20 protein-coding genes are annotated in these 21898 nt (G+C 56.6%); 14 read left to right on the forward strand and 6 right to left on the reverse strand.

Going from position 1 to position 21898, the window contains the following annotated elements; translation table 11 throughout:
* Positions 1–2 precede the first annotated feature (2 nt).
* From ACQY4Z_RS16385 to ACQY4Z_RS16395, 3 genes are read left to right on the forward strand one after another with little or no spacing between them, the layout of a single operon-like run.
* Entirely contained in the window at positions 3–959 is a 957-nt protein-coding gene (locus ACQY4Z_RS16385) for a branched-chain amino acid ABC transporter permease (RefSeq protein WP_428522981.1), read from the forward strand.
* Positions 959–1741, forward strand: coding sequence for an ABC transporter ATP-binding protein (locus ACQY4Z_RS16390; protein ID WP_428522983.1), 783 nt, complete (start codon positions 959–961; stop codon positions 1739–1741). Before ACQY4Z_RS16385 ends, ACQY4Z_RS16390 begins: the two co-directional genes overlap by 1 nt.
* Positions 1728–2429 carry an ABC transporter ATP-binding protein gene (locus ACQY4Z_RS16395; RefSeq protein ID WP_306147605.1) on the forward strand — a complete coding sequence of 234 codons (702 nt, stop codon included), beginning with the start codon at positions 1728–1730 and terminating at the stop codon, positions 2427–2429. Before ACQY4Z_RS16390 ends, ACQY4Z_RS16395 begins: the two co-directional genes overlap by 14 nt.
* A 5-nt stretch (positions 2430–2434) precedes the next feature.
* On the opposite strand, the gene ACQY4Z_RS16400 is transcribed toward ACQY4Z_RS16395, so the two are convergent.
* The 5 genes from ACQY4Z_RS16400 to ACQY4Z_RS16420 all read right to left on the reverse strand — a co-directional run bounded on the left by ACQY4Z_RS16400 (position 2435) and on the right by ACQY4Z_RS16420 (position 8088).
* Positions 2435–3424: a LacI family DNA-binding transcriptional regulator gene (locus ACQY4Z_RS16400; RefSeq protein WP_428522986.1), complete on the reverse strand. Its 990-nt coding sequence runs from the start codon at positions 3422–3424 to the stop codon at positions 2435–2437.
* A gap of 79 nt (positions 3425–3503) precedes the next feature.
* A complete protein-coding gene (gene rbsK, locus ACQY4Z_RS16405) occupies positions 3504–4430 on the reverse strand; it encodes a ribokinase (protein ID WP_428522988.1) in 927 nt (308 codons plus the stop codon).
* 92 nt (positions 4431–4522) lie between these two features.
* Positions 4523–5521 (reverse strand): ABC transporter permease, encoded by a 999-nt coding sequence (locus ACQY4Z_RS16410; RefSeq protein ID WP_428522990.1) that lies wholly within the window; start codon positions 5519–5521, stop codon positions 4523–4525.
* Positions 5518–7086, reverse strand: coding sequence for a sugar ABC transporter ATP-binding protein (locus ACQY4Z_RS16415; protein WP_428522992.1), 1569 nt, complete (start codon positions 7084–7086; stop codon positions 5518–5520). The genes ACQY4Z_RS16410 and ACQY4Z_RS16415 overlap by 4 nt, the downstream gene beginning before the upstream one ends.
* Positions 7087–7167: 81 nt before the next feature.
* Positions 7168–8088 carry a sugar ABC transporter substrate-binding protein gene (locus ACQY4Z_RS16420; RefSeq protein WP_428522994.1) on the reverse strand — a complete coding sequence of 307 codons (921 nt, stop codon included), beginning with the start codon at positions 8086–8088 and terminating at the stop codon, positions 7168–7170.
* 436 nt (positions 8089–8524) lie between these two features.
* Here ACQY4Z_RS16420 and ACQY4Z_RS16425 point away from each other — a divergent pair, with 436 nt between their 5' ends.
* The 7 genes from ACQY4Z_RS16425 (at position 8525) to ACQY4Z_RS16455 (ending at position 16367) form a co-directional block, all read left to right on the forward strand.
* Entirely contained in the window at positions 8525–9532 is a 1008-nt protein-coding gene (locus ACQY4Z_RS16425) for a BMP family protein (RefSeq protein WP_428522996.1), read from the forward strand.
* Between the two features lie 112 nt (positions 9533–9644).
* Entirely contained in the window at positions 9645–11192 is a 1548-nt protein-coding gene (locus ACQY4Z_RS16430) for an ABC transporter ATP-binding protein (RefSeq protein ID WP_428522998.1), read from the forward strand.
* On the forward strand, positions 11189–12271 hold the full coding sequence (locus tag ACQY4Z_RS16435; RefSeq protein WP_428523000.1) for an ABC transporter permease: 1083 nt from the start codon (positions 11189–11191) through the stop codon (positions 12269–12271). Before ACQY4Z_RS16430 ends, ACQY4Z_RS16435 begins: the two co-directional genes overlap by 4 nt.
* A complete protein-coding gene (locus tag ACQY4Z_RS16440; protein WP_209002528.1) occupies positions 12268–13212 on the forward strand; it encodes an ABC transporter permease in 945 nt (314 codons plus the stop codon). The genes ACQY4Z_RS16435 and ACQY4Z_RS16440 overlap by 4 nt, the downstream gene beginning before the upstream one ends.
* A gap of 13 nt (positions 13213–13225) precedes the next feature.
* Positions 13226–14518: an amidohydrolase family protein gene (locus ACQY4Z_RS16445; RefSeq protein ID WP_428523002.1), complete on the forward strand. Its 1293-nt coding sequence runs from the start codon at positions 13226–13228 to the stop codon at positions 14516–14518.
* An 86-nt stretch (positions 14519–14604) separates the two neighbouring features.
* Positions 14605–15330, forward strand: coding sequence for a uridine monophosphate kinase (locus ACQY4Z_RS16450; protein ID WP_428523004.1), 726 nt, complete (start codon positions 14605–14607; stop codon positions 15328–15330).
* 134 nt (positions 15331–15464) lie between these two features.
* Entirely contained in the window at positions 15465–16367 is a 903-nt protein-coding gene (locus ACQY4Z_RS16455) for a heparin lyase I family protein (protein ID WP_428523006.1), read from the forward strand.
* Here ACQY4Z_RS16455 and bhcR read toward each other — a convergent pair.
* Complete coding sequence (gene bhcR / locus ACQY4Z_RS16460; RefSeq protein ID WP_428523008.1) at positions 16345–17199, reverse strand: HTH-type transcriptional regulator BhcR; 855 nt, start codon at positions 17197–17199, stop codon at positions 16345–16347. The two genes, ACQY4Z_RS16455 and bhcR, sit on opposite strands and share 23 nt — an antisense overlap.
* Before the next feature lie 170 nt (positions 17200–17369).
* On the opposite strand from bhcR, the gene bhcA reads away from it, so the two are divergent.
* From bhcA to bhcD, 4 genes are all read left to right on the forward strand, one after another.
* The gene (gene bhcA / locus ACQY4Z_RS16465) at positions 17370–18560 is read left to right on the forward strand and encodes an L-aspartate--glyoxylate aminotransferase BhcA (protein WP_428523010.1); all 1191 of its coding nucleotides are present in this window, start codon (positions 17370–17372) and stop codon (positions 18558–18560) included.
* Positions 18557–19528, forward strand: coding sequence for a beta-hydroxyaspartate dehydratase BhcB (gene bhcB, locus ACQY4Z_RS16470; RefSeq protein WP_428523012.1), 972 nt, complete (start codon positions 18557–18559; stop codon positions 19526–19528). The genes bhcA and bhcB overlap by 4 nt, the downstream gene beginning before the upstream one ends.
* Positions 19529–19547: 19 nt before the next feature.
* On the forward strand, positions 19548–20711 hold the full coding sequence (gene bhcC / locus ACQY4Z_RS16475) for a 3-hydroxy-D-aspartate aldolase BhcC (protein ID WP_428523014.1): 1164 nt from the start codon (positions 19548–19550) through the stop codon (positions 20709–20711).
* A gap of 62 nt (positions 20712–20773) precedes the next feature.
* Positions 20774–21739, forward strand: coding sequence for an iminosuccinate reductase BhcD (bhcD, locus tag ACQY4Z_RS16480; RefSeq protein ID WP_428523016.1), 966 nt, complete (start codon positions 20774–20776; stop codon positions 21737–21739).
* Positions 21740–21898: the final 159 nt, after the last annotated feature.

Consider the following 21898-nt stretch of genomic DNA (forward strand, 5'->3'; position numbering starts at 1 on the left):
TGATGACACTCAAAAACAAATGGATTCAACTGGCCATTCTGGCTGCAATCATCGTCATCCTGCCAGCCTTTTTCCCTTCCGGTTACTACTACCGTGTCGGTGCGCTTGTGTTCGTGAATGCCTTGTCCGTGGTCGGCCTGGTGATCCTGATCGGTTACGCCGGACAGATCAGTCTGGGGCACGCAGGATTCGCCGGGATTGGTGCTTACGCCTGCGCATTGGCACCCGTCCATCTCGGTATCCCGCCCGTCCTGGCCATTCTGCTCGGCGCTGCGATTTCTGCCGTGCTCGCCCTTCTGATCGGCCGCCCAATTCTGCGCTTGAAGGGCTACTATCTCGGCGTTGCAACGCTTGGATTTGGCATTCTGGTCTCCATGGTTCTCTCCAATGAACGCGGATTGACAGGTGGCCCGGATGGAATGGCGGTTTCAAGTCTTGGTTTGCGTCCAATCCTCAGGGACATGGGGCTTCGGCTGTCCGGCGGTGAATTCTGGTACATCTTCAATGCGGCCGCGCTTTTGATCGGGATCTGGATTGCACTCAATCTCTACCAGAGCGCGACCGGGCGGGCGATGCGGGCCTTGCATGGTTCGGAAACCGCAGCGCAAACCGTCGGCATTGATGTCGCGCGTTTCAAGCTGCAAGCCTTTATCATTTCAGCTGTTTATGCATCGGTCGGCGGCTCGCTTCTGGCCTTGCAGAACGGTTTCATCACACCGGATGTCGCGGGTTTCATGCACTCGGTGGAAATGGTTACCATGGCTGTTCTCGGAGGTGTCGGCTCGGTCCTCGGTGCCACATTCGGCGCGGCTGTCCTGACGCTCCTGCCGCAGATCCTGACCGTGTTCCACGACTATGAGCATCTGGTGCTTGGCCTCGTCATGATCCTGGTGATGATCTTCCTGCCGCTTGGCCTTTTGCCGTCCCTTGCAGCGCGTATCAGATGGAGGGGTGTCTGATGAGCATTCTCGAAATCAGCGGCCTTGGCATCAGTTTCGGCGGGCTCCGGGCGGTGAACGATGTCGGGTTTTCGGTCAAACCGGGTGAAATCGTATCGGTCATCGGTCCGAACGGGGCTGGCAAAACAACCCTCTTCAACATGATCTCCGGTGTCTATTTGCCGGATGCGGGGTACGTGAAACTAAACGGGGAAGACGTGACCGCTAAGGCCCCGCATATCCTGGCGAAAAAGGGCCTGACGCGGACCTTTCAGAACCTGCAGATCTTCCAGGAAATGACGGTTCTGGAAAATGTGGTTGCCGGATTTCATCTGACGGAAAATCCGTCCGTCTGGGCTGATCTGATGTCGCTGCCGTCTGCCCGGCGCCGGTCTGCGGAAGTGCGCGAGCAAGCGTTGCAGCTTCTTGAAAAGGTGCATCTGTCAAAGGCTGCCGAGGAAGAGGCCGGGAACCTTTCTTATGGTGCGCTCAAGCGCCTTGAGATCGCGCGTGCCCTGGCCGTTGGGCCGCAGGTTCTTCTGCTGGATGAACCGGCTGCTGGCTGCAATGCGGTCGAGACGGAAGAGATCGATGAGCTGATTGCGGAGCTCGCCAAGTCCGGCATCGCGATCCTGCTCGTGGAGCACGATATGAAAATGGTGATGCGGATCTCCAATCACATCGTGGTGCTGGATCACGGCGAAAAGATCGCCGAGGGGACGCCCCAGGATGTCTCCAGGAACCCGGATGTGATTGCCGCCTATCTCGGCACGGAAGAGGAGCCCGCCCATGTTGACGGTTGAGGGCCTGCGATCGGCCTATGGTCATATCGAGGTGCTGCACGGGATCGATCTGGAGGTGACATCCAGAGAGATCGTGACTGTGGTCGGCGCCAATGGAGCGGGCAAAACCACCTTGCTGAAATGCTTGTCCGGGACGCAGTCCGTCACCGGCGGAGACATCCGGTTTCGCGGCGATGCGCTGACAACCGTGCCCGCCTACAAGCGTTTGAAACGTGGATTGTCGCAATCGCCGGAGGGGCGCCAGATTTTCACGAACATCACGGTTGAAGAAAATCTGCGTCTCGGCGCGTTTCTATTTACGGATGATCGGGTCGAAAAGGACATGGAAGACGCCTTCCAGATGTTCCCAATTCTCAGGGAAAAGCGGAACCTGGCAGCGGGTGGCCTTTCAGGTGGGCAACAACAGATGCTGGCGATTGCCCGTGCCTTGATGGGGCGGCCACATTGCCTGTTGCTGGATGAACCTTCAATGGGCCTGGCGCCACTTCTGGTCGCGCAGATCTTCGATGTGGTCAAGTCCTTGAGGGAAAAGGAAGTGACCGTTCTTCTGGTTGAACAGAACGCCTTTGGCGCTCTCAAAATCGCCGATCGAGGCTATGTCATGGAAACCGGCCGGATCACGCTTTCTGGGCCCTCGGATGAACTGATCGCCGATCCGCGTATCCGTGAAGCCTATCTAGGGATCTAAACTGATCAGTTAAGGGCTGCCGTCGATTCCCGCACAACAAGGTCACCGGGGATCTCTTCATCTCCGGTGGCGTCTGCGGGTTCGAAGATCCGATCAATTGCTGTGCGTGCCAAAGCGGCGGTCGGCTGGCGGATAGTCGTCAGCCTGGGGACGACAAGAGCTGCCAGCGAGATGTCATCGAAACCTGTAACGGAGAGATCTCCAGGAACGTCCAGTTTCAAGTCTCGAGCTGCGCGCAAGACCCCAATCGCCTGCTGGTCACTGGCCGCGGCAATTGCGGTCGGGCGATCACCGCTGTCCGCAGTTTCTGCAAGTATCTCCCGGCAAACCTCTTCGCCGGAATCATAATCGAATTGGCCTGGGTGGATAGTTAGTTCGATTGGATCATCAGGCGTTGAAAGTGTCTTTATCCGGGTCACGAACCCTTCGCGGCGGCGGCGGGCCACATCCATGGTGTCCGGTCCAGCGATGTAGGCGATCCGCCGATGGCCAAGCTGATGGAGATGGTCGGCAATCTGAGCTGATCCGTCGAAATGGTTCGTGCTGACCAGCGCATGATCACCAAGACGGCGGTCAAGCGACACGATTGGAACATCTGCTTCGTAAGGATGGTTGCTGTCTGATGTTGCAACAACGATGACACCGCGCACGGAGCGGTCCAGCAGGGCCGCGATCTGAATCTTTTCGGTTTCCAGGTCGTCATCCGAATTTGCCAGCATAACAGAGTGGCTGCGGCTGGCCGCTTCTTTTTCGATGTCCTTGGCCAGTTGCGCAAAAAACGGGTTGGTAATATCTGGAACCACCAGCCCTACGACATCGATACTGTTTGTGCGCAGCGCGCGGGCTGCCAGGTTGGGCTTGTAGCCAAGTTCGTCCATGGCCGCCTGCACCCGCAGCTTGAGCGGCAGTTTGACCGTATCGTTTTTCGCGAGGACCCTTGAAACCGTCCCGACCGACACATCGGCTTTGCGCGCGACATCCTTTATGGTCGGCATAGACAGGCTTCTCCCTAAATACAGTAGTTGCAGCCAACTGCGGGCTGCTGTTCTTTTTACTGCCTCTTTTATGCCAGCGCTATACCAGGTCGGGCGCGTAGAACCGGTCGACCTCGATTCGGGTCGGCAGAGAAGCCGATGCACCCTTTCGGGTGGTTGCAAGGGCCGCAGCATGCATAGCAAATCGTATCGCGGACCGCATTGAGGCACCTTCTGAGAGCGCAGTTGCCAGCGCGCCGTTAAAGCAATCCCCGGCAGCCACCGTGTCAATTGCGGTTACATTCGGAGCAGGTTCTACACCGTCTTCATCTCCAAAGGACCAGGCGACGCCTTTTTCCCCGAGCGTGATGATCGCACCACTCAGTCCGAAAGAGCGCAGGTGCTGTGCGCCGTCTCGGGCTTCGTCCAGCGTTTCTGGTGTTTTTCCCAAGATGGCACCAGCCTCACTTGCGTTCGGGGTCAGCACATCAAAGGCGGCAATCACATCCTTGGTCCAGGCCGGGTGAGGGGCTGGAGCTGGATCCATAATCACCAGCGCGCCACCAGCGCGTGCGAGTTCCGCGGCTTTCAATGACGTTTCCAGGTTGATTTCGTTTTGAAGGAGGACGACACCGCTGTGGCTCAGGTGGCCCGAATGCTGCTTAAGGTCTTCGGGGCGTATCTGACCATTGGCACCACTTGCCAACCGGATGATGTTATCGCCGTCCGGCCCGACATCTATAAATGCCATACCCGTTCCGGAATCGCGTTTTTCAATCAGCTCGGCAGTCACATTGAAAGCCGCCAGCTGATCTGCGGCAACGCGGCCAAAACCGTCTTCACCAACCGCGCCGATCATCGTCGCATTGGCGCCGAGCTTGGTTGCTGCAACCGCCTGATTGGCGCCTTTGCCACCAAGGGTGTTGGACGATTCCCGGACCATCACGGTTTCACCGATGTTCGGCCAGCGATCGAGGTAGCTGAAGAGATCGACATTGATGCTGCCAACGACAGTAACCGGCTTCAAAATTGCGCTCCGAACATCAGTGAGGGTCTGTGTATACCGTATTACTTTGCCTCAGCGGAAGATGTCTTCGCTGAGGCATTTAATATAGGCGATCAGGTGGCGGCGTATTTGGCGCGGTAATGATCAAGGACGACTGCAAAGATGATGACCACACCGGTAATCATCTGGCGCATGAAGTCGCTTAAGCCGATCAGGATCAAGCCGTTTGCGAGCACACCAATAATGAAAGCGCCGAGCAGAGTCCCGATTACCGAACCTCGGCCGCCACTCAAACTGGTGCCGCCGATGATCACTGCAGCGATCGCATTGAGTTCAAAACCGATCCCGGCGATCGGGCTGGAGATGTTGAGGCGGGCCATATAGACAACGGCCGCGATACCGGCTGTGAAGCCGCATATGGTGAAGGCTGCAATCTTGTAGCGACGCACCGAATGTCCAGCCAGGCGGACGGCTTCCTCGTTGTTGCCAATGCCGTAGAGCAGACGCCCAAAGACCGTGAAGTTCAGGACGAACCAGGCCACGAACACCAGGAGCAGCGCCACCAGGAATACGACAGGCACGCCATAGATCATGGCAGACCCGAATTCCTCAAAGGCATAGGGGAAGGAGTAGATTGTTTGCGCATCGGAGACCTGTAATGCCGCACCGCGGGCAATGTTCAACATGCCAAGAGTGATGATGAACGACGGCAGCGCCCAATAAGCACTGATGGCGCCGTTGATGAACCCGCACAGGACACCGGTCAGCGTTGCGGCAATAACTGCAAGCGCGATTGCTTCTGCCGGTCCAAATCCGGGAAGGGTGATGGCTTTACCGGCTACGACCGCTGCAAACGCCATCACCGACCCGACCGACAGGTCAATGCCGCCGATCAGAATGACAAAGGTCATGCCGACAGCGAGGACCAGATTGATGGTGATCTGGGTCAATATGTTGGTGATGTTGTTCGGCGTCAGAAAGTGTTCGGTGAACACGGAAAAGAAAATGATCAGAGCCAGCAAGGCGAGGCCGATGCCTGCATTTTGCAAGACGGTTCGGACGGAAAATCTGGACGGAGCCGGAAGCGTGTCGGTTGTTGTCTGGAGTGTCATTGGCTGTTTCCTCCGGCCAGTTCAGTTCGCCCGTAGGCCAGTTTCAGGATGTTTTCTTCAGAGAAATCGGCGCGCTGAAGCGTGCCCTGGATCTGGTGTTCGGCAAGAACGAGAATGCGATCTGCCAGCGTCATGAGTTCCGGCATTTCGGACGAGACCACCAACAGGGCGACGCCGTTGCGGGCCAGATCCTTCAGGATCGCGTAGATTTCGGCTTTTGCGCCGACATCAACGCCTCTGGTGGGCTCATCCAGCAACAGGACCTTTGGGTCCCGTGCGAGCCACTTGGCCAGCACGACCTTTTGCTGGTTTCCGCCAGACAGGCTTGAGGCAGGGTCGGCTGTCTTGCCGTATTTAAGTTTCAGTTTTTCGCCGGCCTCCATGGCCTGTCGCCGCTCAGCTGCGAATTTGAGGAGACCGGATTGCGACACGGCCTTCATATTCGCGAGCGAGACGTTGGCCGAGATCGGCATATCCAGGATCAGGCCTTCGTCCTTACGGTCCTCGGTTACGAAGCCAATCCCGGCAGCTATGGCGTCACCTGGACCGGAAAAACGGGCAGTCTTGCCATCCCGTTGCACTTGTCCGGACCGGATCGGATCAATTCCGAAAATTCCGCGCAGGATTTCAGTGCGGCCCGCCCCGACCAGCCCAGCGATCCCGAGGATCTCGCCATAGCGCAAGTCAAAAGACACGCCCGTTTCGGTCGGATTGGCCTGAGTGCAGACATCTTGGACACTCAAGGCGACGTCGCCGAACTCTTTATGTTCATCGCCAGAAACCATCTCCCCGGCGAGCTGGCGGCCGACCATTCTTTGGACAATACCTTCCGGTGTGGTCTCGGTGATCAGGTCAGTTGCGATTGTGCGGCCGTTGCGAAACACCGTGACCCGATCACAGATTTCGAAGACTTCATCGAGGTGATGTGACACGAAAACGACTGTCACGCCGTCTGCCTTGATCCGCGAGACAAGTTCGAAGAGACGCTTGGTTTCACGCTCCGTCAGTGTAGCGGTCGGTTCATCAAGGATCAGGATTTGGCTTTCGGACTGTAGAGCCCTTGCGATTTCAACAAGCTGCCGGTGGGCGATGCCAAGGGTGCTCACAGGAGCTTTGACATCGATATCAGTTAACCCGATGGCGTCCAGCGCCTTGCGGGCACGAGAGTTGAGTTCTTGCCGGTCCAGGAGCCCAAACCGGTTGCGTGGCAACTTCTCGATCGAGACGTTTTCCGCAATTGTTAGATGCTCAAGGAGATTGAATTCCTGATGAACGACCTGAACACCGCGTTCCTTGGCCTCATGTGGCGACTGCGGGCGGTATATCTGCCCGTCCAAGGAGATCGCACCGTGGTCATGAGGGAACACGCCAGACAGGATCTTAATCAAGGTGGACTTGCCAGCGCCATTTTCACCGACCAGCGCATGCACTTCTCCTTGTTCGAGGAAAAAGCTCACGCCGTCGAGGGCCTTCACACCGCCGAAGTATTTCTTCAGTCCTTCAACCGATAGAAACGGCGAGGAATGCGCAGGGGCCTGCGCCGCGGTTTGCGTCGCTGCTACCATGGTGCGTCCAGTCATATCGTAATTGGAAGAGTTTGATTTGCCCCCGCTCAAGGCTGACCAAGCGGGGGCACATGGGGCCGATTATTGAGCGGCCACCAATTCGATTGGGGTTTTGACCCAACCTTTGAGTTCGTCACCGCCGCCGACGACTTCGAGCGCCAGATCAATGGCGTTTGCGGCCATGTCGGTTCCGAATTGGTCGACAGTTGCTAGCATCCGGCCGTCCTCGATCATCGGGCTTACTGCCGGAATGTTATCGAAACCGACAACCATAATGTCGGTGCGGCCAGCGCTTTCCAGCGCCTTAACCACGCCGATGGCCATGGAATCGTTGGCAGCCATAACGCCCTGGATGTCCGGGTGTGCCGTCAACATGTTGGAGAAGACGGTGTTGGCTTCTTCTGTTTCCCAATGCGCGGTGCGGCTGTCGAGAAGGTCGAGCTTGTATTCGGCGACTGAGTCTTCAAAGCCCATGCGGCGCTGGTTGGCATTGTCCGCGCCCGGGTTGCCCTCGATGATGACGACCTTGCCGCCTTCGCCAAGTTTTTTGCCCAATGCATCACCGGCAAGTTTCGCACCACCGCGGTTGTCCGGGCCGACAAACGCCAGCTCGATGCCCTGCTGTTTCTTGGCATCTTCATCGAGCGCGACGTCGAAGTTGACCACGACAATGCCCGCTTCCATCGCCTTCTTCAGCGGGCGCACCATGGCACGGCTGTCAGCAGGAGCTACCACGATTGCGTCCACGCCCTGCGTGATGAAGTTTTCGACGGCGTTGATCTGGCTCTCGAAGTCGGTTTCGTTCTGCATGCCGACGGCCAGAAGTTCATAGTCGCCACGCTTTTCCTGGTGGGCTTCGGCACCTGCCATCATGTTTTGAAAGAACTCGTTTGCGAGCGATTTCATGATGAGGCCGACTTTCGGCTTCTCATCTGCCATGGCGGTGCCAGCAAGCAAAGCGAGACCGGTCGCTGCGGCGGCAGCGAGCTTGAATATCTTCATTATTTCCTCCCAAAGAAGACTGCCGTCCCTCTATCCAGACTGGCAGGTGAACAGGCTCATAAGTGAAACCATGACTCCCGAAACAGATCAATATGAAACGTTTCATTTTTTTGAATGCATTCAAAAAAAGACGCCATTTTTCATTTTTGAGGCTTTCCTCAATCGTGTATAAGTCTTTGATACAACGAATGAAAATTGATTTCCCAAATTGGCTCGGTGTCGGTTGTGAAACCTTGAAAAATAGAATGTTTTACGGCTAAACAATTAGGGATTTTCCCTGTTGTGCAGTTCAGTGATCAACAGAGCCGCACAAAAAACGAGCGCGGATTTTTGCCGTTTGTTCAAAAAAATTGCTCTTGTTGGCTCTGCTTAACTTGTGGGCACGCCGGATTTGTGATCATCTTTTGGAGTTAAAAAGCACTCCAGGGGTTTCCAGATGTTCACCGTTAAACCGTTTTCAAAGGTCCGCCGGGGCCTTTTGGCGGCTGCAATGACTGTCACAGCCGTTGCCGCCATGCCGATGTCAGCTGCACAAGCGGCGGATCCAATCAAAGTTGCTGCGATCTATACCGTGCCGGTCGAGCAGCAATGGGTGAGCCGTATTGATAAGGCGCTGAAAGCTGCCGAAGAGCGTGGCGATATCACTTATACCTTCTCTGAAAACGTCGCGAACACCGACTACGAGCGGGTGATGCGCGAGTACGCAGAGCAGGGCATGGATCTTGTTGTCGGGGAAGCATTCGCTGTAGAGCGGGCCGCACGCAAGGTCGCCGCAGAGTATCCGGACACAGCGTTCCTTATGGGGTCTTCTTTCGGCCCGGGAAAACCAAACTTTGCCGTTTTCGACAACTGGATCCATGAGCCGAGCTATCTGTCCGGCATGATCGCGGGCGCGACCACCGAATCCAACATCATCGGCATGGTCGGCGGGTATGCCATTCCGGAAGTGAACCGTCTGATGCACGCGTTCATGGACGGGGCAACATCCGTTAACCCGGACGTGAAGTTCCTCGTGACCTTCATTAACTCTTGGTACGATCCGCCCAAGGCCAAAGAAGCTGCATTTGCGATGATCGATAAGGGCGCTGACATCATGTACGCAGAGCGCTTTGGTGTTTCGGATGCGGCCAAGGAGAAAGGTCTTCTTGCCATCGGCAACGTCATCGACACATCAGCCGATTATCCGGGCACGATCCTTTCCTCGGCACTTTGGCATATGGAGCCGACCATTGATCGTGCACTGGAGCAGGTGAAGTCAGGCACTTTCGAACCGGCCGATTTTGGCCGTTATAGCTTCATGAGCTATGGCGGTGGCAGCTTCATTGTCGATGAAGGCCTTGCTCCGGCTGATGCCGTTGCTGCCGCAAAAGAAAAAGAAAAGGAAATTCTCGATGGCCTGTTCCGCGTCAATGTGAACGACAGCGAACCGAAATCCACGATGTAAGCAGCGCCTGCTGTTTTATCTGGCGGTCATTGGGTTCGACACCTGTGACCGCCAGTGACCTGCCGATGTTCTCCCTTGTCGGCCAAGAATTCAAAAACCACCGGAGGTTGGCATGGCGCCGCCAGCAATTGATGTCCCCGTCCTGTTGCGGCTTGAAGGCATCACCAAGCGCTTTGGCGCGTTGACAGCCAATGGCGATGTGTCGCTGGACCTGAGACAAGGGGAAATTCTTGCACTTCTCGGAGAAAACGGCGCCGGCAAGACCACGCTGATGAACATCCTTTTCGGTCACTATGTGGCCGATGAAGGACAGGTGCTTGTGTTGGGGTCGCATGGCGCCCTTGAAGAGTTGGAGCCAGGCTCTCCCCATGCTGCACTGGATGCTGGCATCGGGATGGTGCATCAGCACTTTACGCTCGCAGAAAACCTGAGCGCCTTCGACAATATTCTTTTGGGCACAGAACCTCTGTCCGCCATCAAGTCCGCCCGACTGCCGGCGCGCAAGAAACTGGACGAGCTGATGGAAAGATCCGGATTGGCGGTCAATCTGGACACGCGCATTTCCAATCTCTCCGTCGGGGAAAAACAGCGCGTTGAGATCCTGAAAGCGCTTTATCGGGATGCGAGGGTTCTTGTCCTTGACGAACCGACGGCTGTTTTGACACCGCAGGAATCCGAAACCCTGTTTGCCACGTTGACGAAGCTTGCAGGCGATGGGCTCGGGATCATTTTCATTTCGCACAAGCTGGCAGAAGTGATGGCATCCTCCCACCGCGTTGCGGTCTTGCGCGGAGGCCGGAAAGTGGCGGACCTGCCGACTGAAGGCAGCTCGCAACGCCAATTGGCCGAGCTGATGGTCGGGCACGAGATTTCCGAAACCGTACGTGAGCCCGGTGCTCCGGGTGCGCCGCTTTTTGTCCTGACCGACGTTGCGGCGGGACATGGTCGGGACGCAATCTCCGATGTTTCGCTGGACTTACGAGCCGGTGAAATCCTTGGCATAGCCGGGGTGTCTGGCAATGGCCAAACCACGCTGGCACGGGTTATTTCCGGTCTAGAGACGGTGTCGGCTGGCAAATTGGTGCTGGAAGGCGATGAGCTCGGGCAAGTTTCTGCGCGTCAAATGATTGACATCGGTCTGGCGCGCATACCTGAAGATCGTCATCACGATGGCATTGTGGGCGCGATGACCGTGTCTGAGAACTTGGCGATTGAAGCGATCCGCAAACCAGAAAACCAGCGCTTCGGGATGCTCCGGTTTTCGGCGATGCGGGACCGGGCGAAGGGTCTTATCGAGGCCTATGATATTCGCTGCCAAAGTGAGGCAAGTCCGGCCAGGTTGCTGTCTGGCGGTAATATCCAGAAAATCGTTTTGGCCAGAACGCTTGAAACGGAGCCCAAGGTCGTGCTCGCCGCCCAGCCCTCGCGCGGGCTTGATGTCGGTGCCACATCCGACGTTCACAAACGTCTGCTTGCAGCACGCGCTCGCGGGGCAGGCGTCATTCTTATTTCTGAAGATCTGGATGAACTCATGCGTCTTTCCGACCGCATCGCCGTCATTCATCGCGGCCATCTCTCACAAGCAGAACCGACGGAAGACCTTGACCGCGGCAAGCTCGGTCTGCGCATGGCCGGGCACGATGGGGAAGAAGCTGCATGATCCGTTTTGAACCCAGAGGTCCGGTTGCCGTTTCCAAAGTCATTAGCGTGACCGTCGCAGCCGCTGTTGCCGCCCTCGTTCTGGCGGCTGTCCCGATGCTGTTCGCAGGTCTGCCAGTTTTTGAAGCCTATGGCCTTATGATCAAGGGCGCATTTGGGTCAGCCTTTGCCTTTACAGAAATGCTGACCCGCGCAACGCCATTGATCCTGACGGGACTTGCCGCCGCCGTTGCTTTCCGGGCAAAGCTTTGGAACATCGGTGCCGAAGGTCAGCTGTATGCCGGAGCGTTGGCCGCAGTTGCGGTCGGTACCGGGCTGATCTCCGGGCCTTCCTTCGTGCTTATTCCGGCCGTTGTTCTCGCCGGGGCCCTGATGGGCGGGCTGGTCATGTTGGGACCGACCCTATTGAAAACCCGACTCGGCGTGGATGAAGTGGTGACGACGCTTCTCCTGAATTTCGTCATTCTGCTGTTTGTGCAGATGATGCTGGAAGGCCCCATGAAGGACCCGATGGGGATGGGATGGCCGCAATCGGAACCCATTCTGGATGAAGCCGCGTTGCCCAAGCTGATGGACCGGATGCGCATCCATTGGGGTCTCATCATCGCGCTGATTTCCGCGCTTGGCGTTTATTTTCTTTTGAAACGCACGGTCTGGGGTTTTGAAATCAGGGCAGTCGGAGAGAACGCGTCCGCAGCCCGTCATGCCGGTATCCCGGTCACGGCAACCTTCATTCGGGTTGGATTGCTCTCCGGTGCGCTGGCGGGCCTTGCCGGTGTTGGCGAAGTCGCAGGACTGAAGGGATATCTGACAGCAGACCTGTCACCGGGTTTCGGATACTCCGGTATCGTTGTTGCCATGCTGGCGGGACTGTCGCCGATTGGCGTTGTCTTTGCCGCGCTCTTTATTGCAAGCATCTTTGTCGGGGCAGATTCCATGTCCCGCGCCACCGGTGTGTCCAATTATCTGGCTGATCTGATCGTTGCGATGGCGCTTTTATGCGTTCTCGTTTCCGGCTTGTTCTTGAGGTTCAAGATCCGCTTTGTCGGCGCGCCGCATGCCAAGGAGGCCACGAAATGATCGAGATCCTCGATATTCTTGTCTCCGAAAACTTCTGGGCGGCCTCTCTACGGATTGCCACGCCGCTGATTTTCGGTGTCATCGGCGCGCTCATCTGCGAGCGGGCAGGGGTGCTCAATCTTGGGATCGAAGGCATCTTTACCGCGGGTGCCATGGCTGGCTGGATGGCGGTCTGGCTCGGAGCAGGGCTTTGGGGCGGAGTGCTTGTCGCCGCATTGGCCGGTGGGCTGTTCGGGTTGCTTCACGCCATTCTAACGGTGCCGCTCGGGTTGTCTCAGCATGTCTCGGGGATCGGCGTCACTCTGTTCGCGACATCGCTCAGTTACTTTATTTATCGGACCGCTCTGCCGGATGTGTCGTCGCCGCCGCGGATTGAAGCTTTTCAGCCGCTGGATATCCCGATCCTGTCCGATCTGCCGTTTATTGGTCCTGCATTGTTCCAGCAAACCTCGCTGACGTTTCTTGCACTGATCCTGGTGCTTGCGACAGGCTATGTGCTTTATCGCACGCCGCTCGGTCTTGCGATTCAGGCTGTGGGCGACAATCCGTCGGCTGTCGAATCGCAAGGGCTCTCGGTCTACGGACTGCGCATGGGCGCAGTCGTTGTCGGCTCGTCGATCATGGCGCTGGGCGGGGCGTTTTTGACCATGTCGGCCTTTGATGCTTTCTTCTTCGGCATGGTCAATGGCCGCGGCTGGATCTGCATCGCCTTGACCGTCTTCGCGTCCTGGCGGCCTGGAAAAGCGCTGATTGGCGCGTTGTTGTTTGGCGCGTTTGACGCGTTCCAGGTTCGACTTCAGACAGAAGTCGGCAGTTTCATCCCTGGACAGGTCTTCCTGATGATGCCGTATATCCTATCCATCATCGCGTTAATCGTGGTGGCCAGGAAAGCTGATTATCCGCGCGCACTGCTTGTTCCTTATTTCCGCGGCCAACGCTGACAGGTGTTCTTCGATGTCCTTCGATCTACTCGTTAAAAACGCAAACTTGCCGGATGGCCAGACCGGAATGGACATTGCCTGTAAGGACGGTCGGATTGCGGCCGTCGAGGCCGGAATTACTGCGTACGCGGGTAAGGTGATCGATGCCACTGGTAAGCTGGTGTCTCCGCCCTTCGTCGACAGTCATTTTCACATGGATGCGACCTTGTCTCTTGGTCTGCCGCGCATGAACCAGAGCGGCACACTTTTGGAAGGCATTGCGCTCTGGGGCGAGCTGAAAGAAATCCTGACCGTCGACGCCGTGGTCGAACGGGCATTGAGATACTGCGATCTCGCTGTGTCTCAGGGACTGCTTGCCATCCGCACCCATGTCGATGTGTGTGATGACAAGCTCACCGGCGTTCAAGGCCTGTTGGAAGTGCGCGAAAAAGTTAAGGACTACATCGATCTTCAGCTGGTCGCCTTCCCGCAGGATGGCCTTTACCGCTCACCGAGTGCTGAAACAAACCTTCTGAAAGCGCTCGACATGGGCGTTGATATCGTTGGTGGCATTCCGCATTTCGAGCGGACTATGGACGATGGAGCGAAGTCGGTGCGCCGTCTTTGCGAAATTGCGGCCGAGCGGGGCTTGATGGTCGACATGCATTGCGACGAGACCGATGACCCGATGTCCCGGCACATCGAGACGCTCGCCTATGAAACGCAGAGACTGGGTTTGAAGGGCAAGGTGGCCGGCTCGCATCTGACCTCGATGCATTCCATGGACAATTACTATGTCTCAAAACTTTTGCCGTTGATCGCTGAGGCTGAGGTGCATGCGATCGCGAACCCGCTGATCAACATCACGCTTCAGGGAAGGCATGACACCTATCCGAAACGGCGGGGCCAGACGCGCGTTCCGGAAATGCGCTCCTATGGCATCAACGTCGCCTTTGGTCATGACTGCGTGATGGACCCTTGGTACTCTATGGGTTCTGGAGACATGCTGGAAGTCGCGAGTATGGGCCTGCACGTGGCTCAGATGACCAGCCGTGAGGCGATCCGCTATTGTTATGACTGTGTGACCAGCCATCCAGCAAAAGCGATGGGGCTAAAAGGGTACGGTCTGGAGAAGGGCTGCAAGGCAGATTTTGTGCTTCTGCAAGCGCGCGATACAATTGAGGCGATCCGGCTCAAGGCCGCCCGGTTGGCAGTTGTCAAATTCGGCAAGGTGATCGCAACATCCGAACCCCGTCAGACACGTCTTGCGATTGATGGCCGGCCGAGGCTTGTCGATCCGGCAGACTACGCTCCCAAAGAACACTAGGCCTTGCCAAATGTTCCGGCTGTGGTTGACACACGGCGTCACTTCCGATGCCGTCGCTTTGATTGGTCCAAGACAGGGGTGGCGCGATGAGACTGTTGGTCAAAGTAAGCGGTGAAGCACTGGCCGAAGGATCCGCAGGTGTCTTTTCGGACGCTGCGATCACCAGAGTGTGTTCTCACCTCGTTGCGCTCGCTGAAAGTGGTCACGAAGTTGCGGTTGTTGTCGGTGGCGGAAACATATTCCGGGGCACCAGCTCCTCAGATTGGAACATTGAGCATGTCGAAGCGGACAATGTTGGCATGCTCGGGACCATCGCGAATGGCATTCTTCTTCGGGCAAAGGTGGAAGCAACATCGGACATCGAAGTCCGGCTGATGTCGGCCGTCGATATACCGGCAATTGGCGAGAAATACATCCGCCGGCGGGCTCTGCGGCATCTGGAAAAAGGCCGGCTCGTGATCCTGAGTGGTGGGATCGGACAGCCTTTCGTGACCACAGATTATCCGTCAGTCCAGCGTGCAGTGGAGCTGGAATGTGCCAGTGTTCTCTGTCTGAAAAATGGGATTGATGGGGTCTACGACAGCGATCCGAAGACTAACCCGGACGCAAAACGATATCGGACACTCTCTATTGAAACCGCGATCACCAACTCCTTGGGGTTCATGGATCGTTCGGCTTTAGTCTTGGCCAAACAGCACAATGTTCATGTGCATGTCATTGGTGTTGATACGGGCATAGAAGTTGTCGACGCGGTTGCCAGTGATGCTGTTGGTACGCGTGTGTCCCGCGATGCTGAAAGCAAATTTTACTGAGTCCCAGTTTCGTGTGTCACTGCCAACCGGATAAGCGCCAAGTTATGGTTGCAGCTTGTGTGATCAAAGGGATGTTCTTACCCTTGCCGGAAAGCGACGCCGGGTCGCAGGTGTATTTGATGGGTGGATTGCGAATGCCAAACACAGTTTTTCTGAGGTTTCAGCTGATTTGGACCCGGCTTGCCGGTGTTTTTGTCTCTTTGTTTTGTGCAGCCGGTGGTGTGTTGGCGGCTCAAGAAGAGGTGGTGATCGAAGGTGTTCCGGTCGTGGTCACCGAGGAATCCATCAAATGCGATATTGACCCCGCAGACGTTCCCAAGGACATCAGCGTCAAGCGGCTGGTGGACTGCAATTCTGCGGAACTTGTCGAAATTGACCTGCCCGGAGAAAGCATCGCGGCCATCAAGTTTACGATATCTCCTGATGATAAAAAGATTTCATCCGGTACCCGAGCTGAACTGCGCGACATGCATGTTGCCAAAAACGGGGATGAAACCTGGTACCGGTTCTCAACGCTGCTGCCCGGTGATTTTCCAATGGAGGCAAAGCACCGATTGGTGATGGCGCAATGGCACGAGCGGGTGAATGAAGGTCAGGAAAGCCTGCGGCCGCCCTTGTCCCATCGCCTCTGGGATGGCCGGTTTGTTGTCACCTTATGGAACGGTGAGCGCATCAATAAACTTGGAACCAAGAAGGGTGACGGTGAGATCCTTCATTCGCAGCCGGAATTGCAGCGCGAGGTGTTTCACGAATACGCTTACAAAGTCGTCTGGTCGCCTCAAGATGATGGTGAAATTGTCGGTTGGCGGCGTCAGTGCCAACCCATCGATTTGGCTTGCACAAATGGCGTCTGGGAAGAGTTCATCCGCTACAACGGACCGACTGGCTATACCGACCAAGAGGTCAACGGCTATTACTTCAAGATCGGGCTTTACACCGTTCGGGAATTTGATGTGCCCTTCACCGCTTACCACAATGGGTATGGCAGAGGCGCTTCTGCGGCAGACATCGGGCTCAACGACCCGATGTTTCAATGAGCGGTTCTCCGCCGAGTGCTGATGTCAGCCGCCCTGCTGCACTCATGACAGCGGAGCCAAAGCTCTGGATTTTGTCCTCTGTTACCCGGCTTGTTGGTCCCGAGATCGACAAGCCGGCCGCGATCTCGCCATAGTGGTTGAAGACCGGCGCTGCAATGCAGCGCATGCCGAGGTTTTTCTCCTCCCCGTCAATCGAATAGCCGCGTGTTTGCGTTTGGGCCAGATCGGCTTTCAGGAGCGGTGCGTCGCATAATGTGTACCTGGTAAACCTATCCCGCTTGGAGCTCTTCAGGATCTTCTCACACTGAGTTCCAGGCATGAAGGCGAGAAGGGCCTTGCCAATCCCGGACGCATGCAGTGGAGACAAGGAGCCCGGCGGAAAGAAGGCCCGGATGCTGGCATGCGTTTCCACCTGACTAACGAACAGCACCTGATCTCCTTTTTGTATGCCGAGATTGGCGGTTTCGCCTGTCTCTTCCATGAGCTCCCGCAGGATTGGCCGCGCCCGCTCAACAAGACTGGTGCGGCGTAGGAAGCGGGCCCCCACGATAAAGGCCGCGGGCCCGATGTGCCAGAGTTGCTGGGCCTGGTCGAACTCGACCAACCCACGCGTTTCAAGCGTAAACAGGATCCGGTAGAGCGTCGCAGTAGATTCTCCGGTCTGGTCGGAGAGCGCCGACAAGGAGACACCGGACTGGGTGCTTAAGTGCTCGAAAACCGCCATTGCCCGATCGAGTGATTTGATGGTGTTCTGACCGCTCTTGTCGTCCCAGGCGCGCGGCCGGCCCCGTGCCTTTCTCCCGGTGATCAAGTCGTTTTCGCGTTCCAGCATGAGACTGTCTCAACATATTATTGAAAAACTAATTCATCATATGAAAAATTTATCTATCTGACAATATTGATGTTTCGTTGGAATTTGACTTTTAAAAAAGTTTTTTAAAAAAATTGCACGCTCTAGCTGCACTCCGGTACCGTTTTATGAAACCGTGAGAGGAAACGGCCATGAGCTTTCAAAATCCTGTTTTTATTCCAGGTCCGACGAATATGCCCGAAGCGCTTCGCAAGGCGTGCGATATGCCGACACTGGATCACCGATCACCGCTGTTTGGCGAAATACTCCAGCCGGCACTGTCGGGTGTAAAAAAGATACTCAAAAGCGAACTTGCAGAGGTTTTCATCTTTCCATCGACCGGTACCGGTGGATGGGAAACGGTGATCACGAACACACTGAGCCCGGGTGACAAGATCTTGGCTGCTCGCAACGGCATGTTTTCGCACCGCTGGATCGACCTTTGTCAGCGTCACGGGCTGGATGTTGTGATTGTTGATGCGCCGTGGGGAACCGGTTTGCCAGCGGATCGCTATGAAGAAATCCTGGCTGCAGACACGCATCATGAAATCAAGGCAGTGCTTGCGACGCATAATGAGACGGCAACGGGCGTTAAATCGGACATTGCGGCTGTCCGCCGGGCGCTCAATAATGCCAAGCATCCGGCGCTGCTTTATGTCGACGGCGTCAGCTCCATCGCGTCTATGGACTTCCGCATGGATGAATGGGGCGTCGATGCCGCTGTCGCGGGATCGCAGAAGGGTTTCATGCTGCCGGCAGGCCTGGCAATCGTCGGATTGTCACCCAAGGCGCAGGCGGCTGTCGACAAGGCGAAGCTGCCGCGAACTTTCTTCGATATTCGCGACATGCGGAAGTCTTATGCGGTCGATGCCTACCCCTATACACCAGCAGTCGGACTGCTCAACGGCCTGAAAACCAGCTGTGGCATGCTGTTATCCGAAGGACTGGATAATGTGTTTGCCCGGCACCATAGGATCGCAGAAGGCGTGCGCGCGGCTGTCCATGCCTGGGGGCTTCAGCTTTGTGCGGGATCCCGTGATGTCTATTCCGACACGGTCAGCGCCATTCGAACCCCCGAGGGCTTCAACGCCACCGACATCGTCACCCATGCAGCCGGGAAATACGGTGTAGCGTTTGGCGTTGGCCTCGGGGAAGTGGCCGGCAAGGTCTTCCGGATCGGGCACCTCGGCAGCCTAACCGACGTCATGACTCTCTCTGGTTTGGCAACAGCGGAAATGGTCATGGCAGATCTGGGTCTTTCCATCAAACTGGGCTCAGGCGTTGCCGCGGCTCAAGACTATTACCGCACCGAGGAGGCCGTTTCCTCAAAGGAGGCCGCATGAAAACCGACGCTCTGAACTCCTGCATTCCAACCCTGGAAGACATGCTGGTTGCACATGAACGGATCAAGCCGCACGTGCATTGCACCCCGGTTCTGACGTCGTCGTTTTTGAACGACCTGACCGGCGCCGAGCTGTTCTTCAAGTGTGAAAATTTTCAGAAAGCCGGTGCCTTTAAGGTTCGCGGCGCGTCCAACGCGGTCTTCGGCCTCGATGAAGAGACGGCGAAAGCGGGTGTTGCCACACATAGCTCTGGCAATCATGCGCTAAGCCTATCTTATGCGGCGGGTCGCCGGGGTATTCCGTGCCATGTGGTCATGCCGCGCACAGCGCCGCAGGCCAAGAAGGATGCCGTTCGCGGCTATGGCGGCATCATCACCGAATGCGAACCGTCGACCTCCAGCCGGGAAGCCGTTTTCGCCGAAGTGGAGAAAAAGACCGGCGCTGAATTCGTGCATCCCTACAATGACCACCGTGTGATCGCGGGGCAGGGAACCTGTTCCAAGGAACTGATGGAACAGACTGACGGTCTCGACATGGTGATCGCGCCGATTGGTGGCGGTGGCATGGTGTCTGGTACATGCCTGACCCTGTCGAACCTAGCGCCGGAGGTAAAGATCTTCGCAGCTGAGCCGGAACAGGCGGACGATGCAGCGCGCAGCTTTCGCGCCGGTCACATCATCGCGGATGATGCTCCAAGCACGGTTGCAGACGGCCTGAAAGTACCGCTGAAAGATCTGACTTGGCACTTTGTCTCCAACGACGTCTCGGACGTCTTGACGGCGTCGGAGCAGGAGATTGTTGAGGCCATGCGGCTGACCTGGGCGCGCATGAAAATTGTCATGGAGCCGTCCTCCGCGGTGCCGCTCGCGACAATCTTGAAGAATAGGCACATCTTCGCGGGCAAGCGCGTTGGTGTCATCATCACCGGCGGCAACGTCGACCTGAACAAACTCCCTTGGACCCTCTAAAGCCTTCTCGGAGAAAAAAATGAACGCTGTTACTGGATTTGAAAAACTTGAGGTTGGGTACGACGTTCCGGCTGTCCCGGGTATGGACGAAGCGGACATCCAAACGCCATGCCTGGTGCTCGATTTGGATGCACTGGAGCGCAACATCAAGAAGATGGGCGACTACGCCAAGGCGCATGGTATGCGCCACCGGGTCCACGGCAAGATGCACAAGTCCGTCGATGTCGCCAAATTGCAGGAACGCCTGGGCGGAGCCGTCGGCGTTTGCTGCCAGAAGGTGAGCGAAGCCGAGGTTTTTGCACGCGGCGGCATCAAGGATGTTCTCGTGTCCAACCAGGTGCGCGACCCGGCGAAGATTAAGCGCTTGGCGCAGTTGCCGAAGCTCGGTGCCCGCACTTTGGTTTGTGTCGATGATATCGACAACGTTGCCGAACTCTCGGCAGCAGCAGTCGAGGCTGGGACGACGCTGGAAGTCTTCATTGAAATCGACTGCGGTGCCGGCCGCTGCGGTGTGACGACGACAGAGGCGGTTGTTGAAATCGCAAAGGCCGTTGATGCAGCTCAAGGGCTGAAATTCACCGGCATTCAGGCCTATCAGGGGGCCATGCAGCATCTCGATACATACGAGGCGCGCAAGGAGAAGCTCGACGTTGCCATTGCCATGGTCAAGCATGCAGTCGCAGGATTGAAAGCGGCCGGTCTGGAGCCGGAACTGGTCTCCGGTGGCGGCACGGGGTCCTACTATTTTGAATCCAATTCAGGTGTCTACAACGAGCTGCAGTGCGGGTCGTATGCTTTCATGGATGCGGACTATGGCCGGATCCTGGACAAGGAGGGCAACCGCATTGACCAGGGCGAGTGGGAGAATGCGTTCTTCATTCTCACCCAGGTGATGAGCCACGCAAAGGCCGACAAGGCGATCTGCGATGCCGGTTTGAAAGCCCAGTCGGTCGACAGTGGTCTGCCCTTCATTTTCGGTAGATCTGATGTTGAATACGTCAAATGCTCGGACGAGCATGGGGTGATTGCCGATCCAGATGGTGTCTTGAAGGTTGGCGAGAAGCTGAAGCTTGTCCCGGGCCACTGCGACCCGACGGCCAATGTCCATGATTGGTACGTTGGGGTCCGCAATGGCAAGGTTGAGACGGTCTGGCCGGTCTCCGCCCGCGGCAAGGCTTACTGATCCATCACGTTGTTCGATATGGCTGAGCCCCGAGCGGGCTCGGCTTATTTGTGGAGACACCTATGATCATTGTTCCTGAAAAGGAAATACCAGCCCTTCTGGGGCGGGCCGAAGCTTTTGAGGCAGTCGAAAGCGTATTCGCTGCCATGTCGAGCGGCGCTGCATATAACTTTCCGGTCATCCGCGAAGCCATCGGGCATGCGGATGCACTTTATGGTTTCAAATCCGGCTTTGACCGGTCCTCGCTGGCATTGGGCCTGAAATCCGGCGGGTATTGGCCGGGCAATGCCGACAAGGGCCTAACCAACCACCAATCAACGGTGTTTTTGTTTGATGCGGACACCGGCAAGGCCAAAGCGGTTGTCGGCGGCAATCTGTTGACGGCACTGCGCACGGCGGCTGCTTCTGCCGTCTCGATCAAGCACTTGGCGCGCAAGGAGGCCAAGGTTCTTGGTATGATCGGCGCAGGTCACCAATCCGCGTTTCAAATGCGGGCGGCTGCCGAACAGCGTACATTTGAAAAGGTGATCGGCTGGAACCTGCATCCTGAAATGCTGTCCCGGTTGGAAGAGACGGCGGCTGAACTTGATTTGCCATTCGAGGCCGTGGATCTTGATCGTCTGGGGGCGGAAGCCGATGTGGTCATTTCCATCACATCCAGCTTCGACCCGATCCTTAAAGCAGCGCAGGTCACATCCGGAACGCATCTTGCGTGCATGGGGACAGACACCAAAGGCAAACAGGAAGTCGAAGCTGAACTGGTGGCCACGGCCACCGTTTTCACGGATGAAGTCGCCCAGTCCTCGACCATCGGCGAGTGCCAGCATGCAGTTGCAAGCGGGTTGATATCGCAGAGTGACATCAACGAGATTGGCGCTGTCATCAATGGCAATCATAAAGGCCGGACGTCAGAGGATGAAATCACCCTGTTCGACGGTACGGGTGTTGGTTTGCAGGACTTGGCTGTTGCTTCAGCGGTTGTCGACCTAGCGATCGAAAAGGGTGTCGCGATCAACGTTGATTTCTAACAGGGGTCGGCCAAATCAATTTTCCAAGAACCTCGCCTGGGGCCAGCGGAAACGCTGGCCCTCTTTTTTGTTGGTGCGGATTTCATTGGTGATGCTTTCAGTCTGGCGCCTCCCCGGACTTGATCCCGGGCCAAAGTGAATGATCAAGAAGAATAGGGC

Source organism: Roseibium sp., assembly GCF_965276855.1.
Lineage (GTDB): Bacteria > Pseudomonadota > Alphaproteobacteria > Rhizobiales > Stappiaceae > Roseibium.

Coding starts and splice junctions, on each gene's coding strand:
- bhcR (WP_428523008.1), bottom strand. CDS start 17,199: ATGCTGGAACGCGAAAACGACTTGATCACCGGGAGAAAGGCACGGGGC.
- ACQY4Z_RS16395 (WP_306147605.1), top strand. CDS start 1,728: ATGTTGACGGTTGAGGGCCTGCGATCGGCCTATGGTCATATCGAGGTG.
- bhcC (WP_428523014.1), top strand. CDS start 19,548: ATGAACGCTGTTACTGGATTTGAAAAACTTGAGGTTGGGTACGACGTT.
- bhcA (WP_428523010.1), top strand. CDS start 17,370: ATGAGCTTTCAAAATCCTGTTTTTATTCCAGGTCCGACGAATATGCCC.
- ACQY4Z_RS16430 (WP_428522998.1), top strand. CDS start 9,645: ATGGCGCCGCCAGCAATTGATGTCCCCGTCCTGTTGCGGCTTGAAGGC.
- ACQY4Z_RS16455 (WP_428523006.1), top strand. CDS start 15,465: ATGCCAAACACAGTTTTTCTGAGGTTTCAGCTGATTTGGACCCGGCTT.
- ACQY4Z_RS16385 (WP_428522981.1), top strand. CDS start 3: ATGACACTCAAAAACAAATGGATTCAACTGGCCATTCTGGCTGCAATC.
- ACQY4Z_RS16420 (WP_428522994.1), bottom strand. CDS start 8,088: ATGAAGATATTCAAGCTCGCTGCCGCCGCAGCGACCGGTCTCGCTTTG.
- ACQY4Z_RS16440 (WP_209002528.1), top strand. CDS start 12,268: ATGATCGAGATCCTCGATATTCTTGTCTCCGAAAACTTCTGGGCGGCC.
- ACQY4Z_RS16445 (WP_428523002.1), top strand. CDS start 13,226: ATGTCCTTCGATCTACTCGTTAAAAACGCAAACTTGCCGGATGGCCAG.
- bhcB (WP_428523012.1), top strand. CDS start 18,557: ATGAAAACCGACGCTCTGAACTCCTGCATTCCAACCCTGGAAGACATG.
- ACQY4Z_RS16415 (WP_428522992.1), bottom strand. CDS start 7,086: ATGGTAGCAGCGACGCAAACCGCGGCGCAGGCCCCTGCGCATTCCTCG.
- ACQY4Z_RS16425 (WP_428522996.1), top strand. CDS start 8,525: ATGTTCACCGTTAAACCGTTTTCAAAGGTCCGCCGGGGCCTTTTGGCG.
- bhcD (WP_428523016.1), top strand. CDS start 20,774: ATGATCATTGTTCCTGAAAAGGAAATACCAGCCCTTCTGGGGCGGGCC.
- ACQY4Z_RS16390 (WP_428522983.1), top strand. CDS start 959: ATGAGCATTCTCGAAATCAGCGGCCTTGGCATCAGTTTCGGCGGGCTC.
- ACQY4Z_RS16435 (WP_428523000.1), top strand. CDS start 11,189: ATGATCCGTTTTGAACCCAGAGGTCCGGTTGCCGTTTCCAAAGTCATT.
- ACQY4Z_RS16410 (WP_428522990.1), bottom strand. CDS start 5,521: ATGACACTCCAGACAACAACCGACACGCTTCCGGCTCCGTCCAGATTT.
- ACQY4Z_RS16400 (WP_428522986.1), bottom strand. CDS start 3,424: ATGCCGACCATAAAGGATGTCGCGCGCAAAGCCGATGTGTCGGTCGGG.
- ACQY4Z_RS16450 (WP_428523004.1), top strand. CDS start 14,605: ATGAGACTGTTGGTCAAAGTAAGCGGTGAAGCACTGGCCGAAGGATCC.